The organism is Priestia sp. 53B2 (assembly GCF_056099005.1).
The window spans coordinates 1-7,934 of the sequence record NZ_JBLZXA010000042.1; the positions used below are offsets into that span (position 1 = coordinate 1).

The 7,934-nt window shown below is 31.7% G+C and carries 11 protein-coding genes; 5 read left to right on the top strand and 6 right to left on the bottom strand.

Annotation, left to right across the window (positions count from 1 at the left end):
- Nucleotides 1-93, top strand: a 93-nt coding sequence (locus ACN6NE_RS30490) for an IS3 family transposase (RefSeq protein WP_157842248.1), incomplete at its 5' end; no start/stop codon positions are given.
- Between the two features lie 49 nt (nucleotides 94-142).
- Here the strand turns inward: ACN6NE_RS30490 and ACN6NE_RS30495 are convergent.
- Together ACN6NE_RS30495 and ACN6NE_RS30500 are read right to left on the bottom strand one after the other, a co-directional pair.
- Nucleotides 143-391: a spore coat protein gene (locus tag ACN6NE_RS30495; RefSeq protein WP_129703826.1), complete on the bottom strand. Its 249-nt coding sequence runs from the start codon at nucleotides 389-391 to the stop codon at nucleotides 143-145.
- A gap of 13 nt (nucleotides 392-404) precedes the next feature.
- Complete coding sequence (locus ACN6NE_RS30500) at nucleotides 405-590, bottom strand: hypothetical protein (protein WP_013060044.1); 186 nt, start codon at nucleotides 588-590, stop codon at nucleotides 405-407.
- Nucleotides 591-831: 241 nt separating this feature from the next.
- On the opposite strand from ACN6NE_RS30500, the gene ACN6NE_RS30505 reads away from it, so the two are divergent.
- A complete protein-coding gene (locus ACN6NE_RS30505; RefSeq protein WP_474329288.1) occupies nucleotides 832-1,128 on the top strand; it encodes a YciI family protein in 297 nt (98 codons plus the stop codon).
- Between the two features lie 164 nt (nucleotides 1,129-1,292).
- Here the strand turns inward: ACN6NE_RS30505 and ACN6NE_RS30510 are convergent, their stop codons facing one another.
- The 3 genes from ACN6NE_RS30510 to ACN6NE_RS30520 all read right to left on the bottom strand — a co-directional run bounded on the left by ACN6NE_RS30510 (nucleotide 1,293) and on the right by ACN6NE_RS30520 (nucleotide 3,435).
- Nucleotides 1,293-1,640 carry a Rok-like winged helix domain-containing protein gene (locus ACN6NE_RS30510; protein WP_129703830.1) on the bottom strand — a complete coding sequence of 116 codons (348 nt, stop codon included), beginning with the start codon at nucleotides 1,638-1,640 and terminating at the stop codon, nucleotides 1,293-1,295.
- Between the two features lie 429 nt (nucleotides 1,641-2,069).
- The gene (locus ACN6NE_RS30515) at nucleotides 2,070-2,459 is read right to left on the bottom strand and encodes a VOC family protein (protein ID WP_474329291.1); all 390 of its coding nucleotides are present in this window, start codon (nucleotides 2,457-2,459) and stop codon (nucleotides 2,070-2,072) included.
- Between the two features lie 85 nt (nucleotides 2,460-2,544).
- A complete protein-coding gene (locus tag ACN6NE_RS30520; protein WP_474329293.1) occupies nucleotides 2,545-3,435 on the bottom strand; it encodes an NAD(P)-dependent oxidoreductase in 891 nt (296 codons plus the stop codon).
- A 204-nt stretch (nucleotides 3,436-3,639) separates the two neighbouring features.
- Here ACN6NE_RS30520 and ACN6NE_RS30525 point away from each other — a divergent pair, with 204 nt between their 5' ends.
- Together ACN6NE_RS30525 and ACN6NE_RS30530 are read left to right on the top strand one after the other, a co-directional pair.
- Nucleotides 3,640-4,677, top strand: coding sequence for a TauD/TfdA family dioxygenase (locus ACN6NE_RS30525; protein ID WP_474329295.1), 1,038 nt, complete (start codon nucleotides 3,640-3,642; stop codon nucleotides 4,675-4,677).
- Nucleotides 4,678-4,709: 32 nt separating this feature from the next.
- The gene (locus ACN6NE_RS30530; RefSeq protein ID WP_474329297.1) at nucleotides 4,710-5,513 is read left to right on the top strand and encodes a sulfite exporter TauE/SafE family protein; all 804 of its coding nucleotides are present in this window, start codon (nucleotides 4,710-4,712) and stop codon (nucleotides 5,511-5,513) included.
- Nucleotides 5,514-6,328: 815 nt separating this feature from the next.
- Here the strand turns inward: ACN6NE_RS30530 and ACN6NE_RS30535 are convergent.
- Nucleotides 6,329-6,790, bottom strand: a complete 462-nt coding sequence (locus ACN6NE_RS30535; RefSeq protein WP_129703838.1) for a hypothetical protein — start codon at nucleotides 6,788-6,790, stop codon at nucleotides 6,329-6,331.
- A 290-nt stretch (nucleotides 6,791-7,080) separates the two neighbouring features.
- Between ACN6NE_RS30535 and ACN6NE_RS30540 the strand changes: the two genes are divergently transcribed.
- Nucleotides 7,081-7,455, top strand: a complete 375-nt coding sequence (locus ACN6NE_RS30540; protein WP_165351651.1) for a DUF4430 domain-containing protein — start codon at nucleotides 7,081-7,083, stop codon at nucleotides 7,453-7,455.
- Nucleotides 7,456-7,934 lie beyond the last annotated feature (479 nt).

Below are 7,934 nucleotides of genomic sequence, written 5' to 3' on the forward strand. Positions count from 1 at the left end.
TATATTGTTTATTACAACCACAAACGAATAAAAGTAAAATTAAAAGGATTGACCCCTGTAGAATACAGAATTCAATCCTCATTCGCTGCTTAGATAAAGGGTCTAACTTTTCGGGTTCAGTTCAATGCTTAGGTAGTTTCTTTTATCCTTGTTGTAATTGATTTTTAAGTTGTTGTACAACCGTTGGATTTGCTGGAGCAGCTGGTTGATAATAGTTTTTTTGTTTTGCATACTCATACACATTACGTTGACGTACCTCATCCTGATTACGTATTTGGATAAGTGTCTCATATAATTGTTGGTTATTTGTTTGGCTAATAATATTGGAGTAACCTGTTAAACTTGCATTAAGACCTGCTAAATAATCATTCACGATATCCTTTTCATTCATCTTTATCTGTCTCCTATCCTAAAAATGAAATGAGCTGTTGTTTTGTATTTCTAGCATCACGTGCATCTTTTTGTAGCATTGCTGTAAGCTGTGGGTCATTGCATTCTTGTGCGTATTGTTCTAATTTATTAATCAGTGTTCCATGTGCTCCGATAAGATGACGCAAATTCTCTACTTCTAGCTCCGTCAAGTTTTGCATATTGATTTCGCTTCCTTTCTTCATTCATTCCTCTTTATTATGAAACAAATAAAAAAAGATATGCGTAATCAAAAATAAGATGAATTGATGAGACAGTGGATAGAACTTTTCATAAACATTACTGTCTATAAATGGTGTTGATGTTAACTCGTTTTGTATATCGTATTCATTTATTTATTCTTCGATAAATCCTTTTTATGGTAAAATGTTTTAGACATAATAAAAAATGGAGGATCAATATATGTTTTTTGTATTAGTGAATTATATTAAACCAATTGAAGTGGTTGAAGAGTTCTTGGAAAGTCATGTTGCATTTTTAGATAAGTATTATGAGCAAAAGAAATTCATTATTTCAGGAAGAAGGAATCCCAGAACTGGTGGGGCTATTCTAGTCAATTCTACTTCAAAAGATGAAGTGGATAAAATTGTATCTGAGGATCCCTTTTTTATTAATAAAGTTGCTAATTATGAATTCATTGAATTTATTCCTACCAAATTTGATGAGCATTTTTCTCCATTTATGCAGGTACATAATTAAAGTAATATAATAAATTATAATACATACGAATATCACCTAACTATTAAGTTAGGTGATATTTCATTTTCTACCGTTAAGATCCATTATGTTAACTAACTTTTCATGTCATATACTTGCAATTTTATATAGTATTTACCTTTAAATCTCTTTCTTCGAATGTTTAATCAAATTTTATAGATATAATATCCACGTTTCACCTGATTAATATGAGGTTCAACTTGTTGAATAGTTCGAAAAATGGATGCGAAACTATCTGTATTATAATTTATAGTATCTTTTAAATGTTGTAAAATATCTTTAGATTTCATCCTCTTGTTAGGGTGACTTTTCAATAGGTAAATTGATTCGGCAATAGCTTGTTGCCTCTTATTTTCTTTTCTAATTACCATCTGATCTAAGTCTTGTAGTTTTTTCAACTCTTTACGTAGTTTTCTCCTTTCTATATGTAAATCCATCATTGATTTATTTATCTCCATCAATCTCTCCTGTAAATATATTTTTTTCTCTTTCAAGTTTCCTCACCTTAAATAATTTTTAATAAATAGTGTCATGGTTTCATACGAAAAAATTTCAAATTTGTAATAATAGATACATATATATGAAGTGGAATTTTAAAAAATGAGTGCATTTAAAGAGGATCTAAACTAATTGACTTTTAAAGGATTGTTTTAGATTTCGACGATTCCGTCCCCTGTCCACTTTTATATAATCCCTTATATAGGCAATAGCTATATTGATTAATGAATTCTATATAGGATAAAAACAGAAGAAACTACCAATGCTAAATCAGTAGTTTCTTCCGTTACACGCAACTTATTTGAGGATTGATGCTGCACAACGCCCTGATTAATTTGATAAAAATATAAAATTTTATGAGTAATTTATAAATAAAAATCTAAATTTATAGTGTTTTGTAAGACAATCCCATTATTTGAATAATTCTAGTTTTTTACTCGTTCTGTGAATTGCAATAATTCATTGTTAGGCCCGTAAAATAAAACCATACGTCCACCTTCAAGTGTTGGTTGGGGTTCAGAGGATAAAAATTCAATCCCTTTTTCCTTGTAATGATTAATTGCTTCGTTAATATTCTCTACTGTAAATGCAAGGTGATTTACAACTCCACTTTTACTATACTCACCAATCGGATTTATATCTCGGATCAACTCAATCTCCATGTTGGGCTGTTCTTTCAAATATAAAAACGCCATCTCTTTTGTTTCAGAAGCCCCTTGAAGACGAACTTTAAATCCAAACATGTCTGAATAGTATCTGATAGAATCCTCCATACTAGCAACTATAATAGCTATATGTTCCATTTTCGTAATCAATATACTTCTTCCCTTTCGATATACAAACGTGAATCTATATAGAAAATATCCTCACTTTGTATTTGCTTCGCATAATTAAGTGTTGTTAGACAGTAGCTACTTGATTGGTTAATAATAAGTATAAAGCTTGAGTTCCTTTATTTTCTTGTTTATCTTCTTCAAGCTTTTCATATAAAGATTTAGCTAATTTTAGCCCTGGCGTATATAATTTCATTTCTTCAGCACTTTCTATAGCAATCTTCATATCTTTAATAAAATGTTTAATATAAAAACCTGGTTCAAAGTCTCCTTTAATCATTCTTGGAGCTAAATTACTTAAAGACCAACTGCCTGCCGCACCTGTTTCAATACTTTGTAACACTACATTTGGATCTAAACCAGCCTTTTCAGCATATAAAATAGCTTCGCATACACCTATCATATTAGATGCAATGGCAATCTGGTTACACACCTTAGTATGTTGACCTGATCCAGGTCCACCTTGTAACACAATATTAGTACCCATTAATTCAAGAATAGGTTTAACATAGTCGAAGTCTTCTTTTAGTCCGCCTACCATAATAGCTAACTTTGCTTGTTGTGCTCCTACGTCTCCCCCAGAAACAGGAGCATCCAGTGTATGTATTCCTCTCTCTATCGCTTTTGAGTGAATATCACGTGCAAGTATAGGACTAGAAGTTGTCATATCTATCGCATATGTGCCTTTTTTAGCTTTATTTAAAATTCCTTCTTCCCCTAAATAAACTTCTTTTACATCTTGAGGGTATCCAACCATAGTGATGATAATATCAGATTGTTCAGCTAATTCACCTACTGTGTCTATCCATACTGCTCCTTTATCCACTAATTCTTTAGCACGTGATTGAGTACGGTTATAAACCAATACTTTGTGACCCTCATTTAAAATATGACCAGCCATGCTTTTTCCCATTACACCTGTTCCAATAAATCCTATAGTCTTATGATTGTTACTCATAAAGTTATAGCACCATCCTTTGTCTAAATGTTCTATCAATTTTAAAATAATACAATTATATACAAATTAAGTCAACATTTTTACAAAATAATCTAAAAATTTCAAATAAATGTTGATTTCTAAAAATATTACTTATAGAATATGTAATTGTTTGGATTTAAATGTAAAATTTTTGAACTAAAAATCACAAAGGAGATGAAAAAATTGAATGTAACAATGACAAAGACAAACAAGCTAGGTAATACCCTTGGTGTAAACGAGATCTATTTGAGTGAAGAACAGAAAGAGAAGCTTCAAACTTTGTTACCATTCCACACTACAAATGACGAGAGCTATTTTTTGAAAGTAAAAAACTTATTAGGTTTTGTGTTGGAACAAATAATGTTTGCAGACTCTACTCACAAGCAAAAAGTGGAAGAGTTTAAAAATGGAGAAAATCATATTTTAGTTGTTCGGAATTTTCCTATTGAGAAAAACTTACCCCCTACTCCTTATACTGGCTATTGCAGACTAGATGATTTACCCCTTTCGACAGCTTTATCCTTTGCAATGATGGGGGTTTTAGAAGTTAACCCTATTACTTACAAGGGAGAAAACGATGGTTACATTGTGAGACATGTTTCACCTTCAGTAGCAGCTATTTCTGATATCAGTTCTCATGGATCTAAAATAGAATTTGGTATGCACGTCGATAATCCAGACCTTCCGTTAATAACCGAACCTGTAAATGACTTATCTGGATGCCCAGAGTATCTTTCTTTACACAGTTTAAGATCAAATGTATCTGTTCCTACAAAGGTTATGCTTCTAGACGATGTGATTAAATATCTATCAAAAAGTTCTTTAGAAGAATTACAAAAATCTCAATTCATTATAAAACGTCCAGCCTCATTCGTTGGTATGGACGTGAAAACGGATTTATTGCCTATCCTTTCTTATAGTCAAGAACTAGGGTTTATTTCGAGGTATGACAAACAAAATGTTGAGGGCCATACAGAGCTAGCCCAAGCTGCCTTAAAAGAGTTTCAATCAATTATAGATAGCAGTGATAAAATCAATAAATTTGTTCTTCAACCAGGGGATTATGTTATATTCCGAAACCAAAAGACACTTCACTCTCGTGAAGGTTTTACCCCTAATTTTAATGGTATAGATAGATGGATGATTCGACTATTTGGGATTAAAGATTTAAATAGGGGGATTCCTGCTCAGAATGAAAAACCTTATGTATTAAAGGCTTAATTTAAAATATAAATTATAAGATGGTGATTGCGATGGCAGAGATATTTGATGGTAGTATAACCATAACTTTAGTGTTATTTTTTTGTTGCTTCCTAGCAGGATTTATTGACAGTGTCGCTGGTGGAGGTGGACTAATTATGGTCCCTTCCTTCATCTTAGCAGGGTTTCCTGCCCAAACTGCCCTTGCACAGGAGAAACTAGTAGGAACAATTGGAACCATGGTAGCTATAAGAAACTATATGAAAAATAAGAAAATTGTTTGGAAAATTGCAAGTTACGGTATTATAACAGCAATAATAGGCGCTTATGTTGGCGCTAAACTTATCCTTTTTTTCGATGAGGAACTTGTAGGAAAAATTATTGTATTCTTATTTCCAATTGGTCTTATTCTAACAATTTTACCTAAAAAACAGCATACTTCTGGGGCTTCAATGCCTAGTGGAAAGTTAGCTTTATTTATTGTTTTATTTGTTTGTTTCACAGCAGGATTTTATGATGGGTTCTTTGGACCTGGAACGGGTAGCTTAATGATTATTCTATTTCACTATGTAGTGAAATTTACATTATTGGAAGCCTCGGCTACATCTAAAATTTTTAATTTTGCTTCTAATATTGGGGCTTTAATTGCCTTCATAATAGGAGGACATGTACTGCTATTAAAAGGTATTCCTATGATTTTAGGAAATATATTAGGAAATTATATAGGGAGTAACATGGCTATTAAACAAGGGGATACTTTTATTAAAAAGACTCTTGTTACTTCCTTATCAATATTATTTATTTCCCTAATATATAAATACTTTTTTCATGACCTTGCATTGAGTCTTTTTAAATGAAAATTTCCCTTTAAAAAACTTTCGCTAAATTACACAAAAATATATTAAATTAATGGATAATTTCGAAAAAAGTGTTATTATATATTGATAATGTTCGTTATTCGAAAGTCCTGAAACTTTATTTCAGGACTTTTTCCTATGAACCAGTTAATTTCCTTTACCTCAAATTACTATTGGAAGGTTATTTACCATAACAAATATTAGAGTTAAGCAAAAATTACAACCCGTTGATTCCTATTAAATTTATGCTCTGTCTCTTCCGTTGTTTATATTCCTATGGACAAGGTACTTAAATCTGCTACAAGCTGTTAAAGGAATTATTACCGTTAACAAAATAAAAAGCAACCTCGACAATTGGCAAGCGAGGTTGCTTTTTTCAGCTAATATTTGTCATGAGGTAGAAATATTAGTAAATAATAACACATTTTTCTATAAAGAATACATTTTTCCGATTAATCATATGTATAAAATGTACGCTTTTTATACATTCTCGTTTCTTTCAACTACCCAAAGAACGTAGTCATATCAAAGGTGTATAAAAAGCTGCATATTTCGGAAAAAGAATTCTTGATGGAATCCCACTGCCCCAAGGGTTCTTTTCCTTTCTTGCTTCCTTGAAGAGTAATTATATTAACTAAGAATATATATCTTATACACCTTAAAAACAGAAAAAAACCTATCTCTTCCCAATCCAAAGAGGTAGGTTTTTTCTGCTCTATTGCAATAAGGATTTTCGCTGATGCCTCACGGCGTCTTGTGTAGTTTGCTCATCATATAAAATTTTATTAATAAAAAAGCAGTTGATGGACAGATTTTTATTTATTCCTCTTTCCAAAAAGGTATTGCAACCCATACAGTAGAAATGCTTTATAAAAGATATAAAAGAAAAACTTTGAATTACTTAACCTAACTAATCTAACAACTTTCAGTTTTTTTAAAAAGTTTACAAGTGGAAATGTAAAGATAGCATCTACAATGGCATTAAGTAAAATAAATGCTTTAAAATTCCCATATGTCCATTTTAATATCCACATGGAACCAACTAGATGTGGACCTATATTAAAAGGAAATTCTCCTGACAAATAAGACTTAGGTTTATTATAAAAAACCCACCATTTTCGCTTCTTTCCAAATTGAACATTTATGCCTTCTATAAGAACAATAAGGAGTGAGGCGGGAAGAAATCTTTTTATGTTACGTTTCCCTAAAAAAGGTAGTGACAACCATGTCAGTAATATCATAGCTATATTAATTAACCATTGTTTTTTTAATGACATCTTACACCTCCCATTTCTTTATTAGGGTGTACTTTTATTTCTAATAATATCCATCATAATCTTATAAGAAAGTGCTTATAAGACATTTGATTTCCATAATTTTTGGTTCTAATAATATTCCTTATTGTAACTAAGTTCATATATGATATTCATTAGAAAAGCAGAAAAAACTCCCCAAATACACCAGGGAGTTTTTTCTGTTGCATATCAAACACTGAACTATATTTAAAAATTATAATTTTCACTAAAGTGCTCATAATATGAAAAATACGTTAAAAGGAGATTCAAAAATGCTTATTAAAAAGATATTAATATCTTTACCACTATTCCTCTTTTTTGTTTATTCCCCTACGCACGCATTAGAGATGACGAGTACTTTTAGAATTGTAAATGATAAAAACGAGACGATTGCTTCAAAAGAAGTTTCATTTCAAGAAGGTGAGACATTATACGAAGTAACAAAAAGGGCCTTTAACATAGAAGAATCCCAAGGGAATATTATATCTATAAATGGTATCCATTCAATTCCAAAGAAAAATATACATTGGGCTGTTTTTGTAAACAGGAATTTTATAGAGTTAGGTTTAGATGAAGTTACGCTCAATGAAAATGATGATGTAGTATGGGCTTTGAAAAATTGGGATAACCAAGAAATTTTAAAGTGAATAACATAGAAAATTAAAACATCCTACAAAAAGCAGTTGGTTATTATTCCAACTGTTTTTTTGTAAGTTATAATTTCCGATAACTCACATTATGGTGCGACAAGAAGTCGCTTTCTTACAGTGTAGCTAACGCTACTCATCTAGACGCAAAGATGATCTCCATCTGAAACGGCATTCTTGGTAACGAGTCTGTCGGTTGCAAGAGGAAAAGTAGAATCATAATGCTGCTCTGATACGTCCCGCATCTTGCCCGGAGTAAAGAACCTGCCTAACCCTATTGCATCTGTAGAAAGTGGAACTTGGTAAGCCCTATGTCATCTGCATAAGCAGTAGGATGACTGCAAAGTCAAACGATGTGACAGAGGGTATGGGATATGAGAAAAAGCGAAAGTCGTTACCCTGAAAAGGGACAGGAAAGCAGAAACACTGTATAACTGGACGGATACTGTCGTCTCTACAGACAATGATAGGCTCGAAAG

What these genes read in the sequence shown, in the direction of transcription:
- ACN6NE_RS30520 (WP_474329293.1), bottom strand. Translation starts at nt 3,435, where the DNA reads ATGAGTAACAATCATAAGACTATAGGATTTATTGGAACAGGTGTAATG.
- ACN6NE_RS30505 (WP_474329288.1), top strand. Translation starts at nt 832, where the DNA reads ATGTTTTTTGTATTAGTGAATTATATTAAACCAATTGAAGTGGTTGAA.
- ACN6NE_RS30495 (WP_129703826.1), bottom strand. Translation starts at nt 391, where the DNA reads ATGAATGAAAAGGATATCGTGAATGATTATTTAGCAGGTCTTAATGCA.
- ACN6NE_RS30500 (WP_013060044.1), bottom strand. Translation starts at nt 590, where the DNA reads ATGCAAAACTTGACGGAGCTAGAAGTAGAGAATTTGCGTCATCTTATC.
- ACN6NE_RS30540 (WP_165351651.1), top strand. Translation starts at nt 7,081, where the DNA reads ATGCTTATTAAAAAGATATTAATATCTTTACCACTATTCCTCTTTTTT.
- ACN6NE_RS30530 (WP_474329297.1), top strand. Translation starts at nt 4,710, where the DNA reads ATGGCAGAGATATTTGATGGTAGTATAACCATAACTTTAGTGTTATTT.
- ACN6NE_RS30535 (WP_129703838.1), bottom strand. Translation starts at nt 6,790, where the DNA reads ATGTCATTAAAAAAACAATGGTTAATTAATATAGCTATGATATTACTG.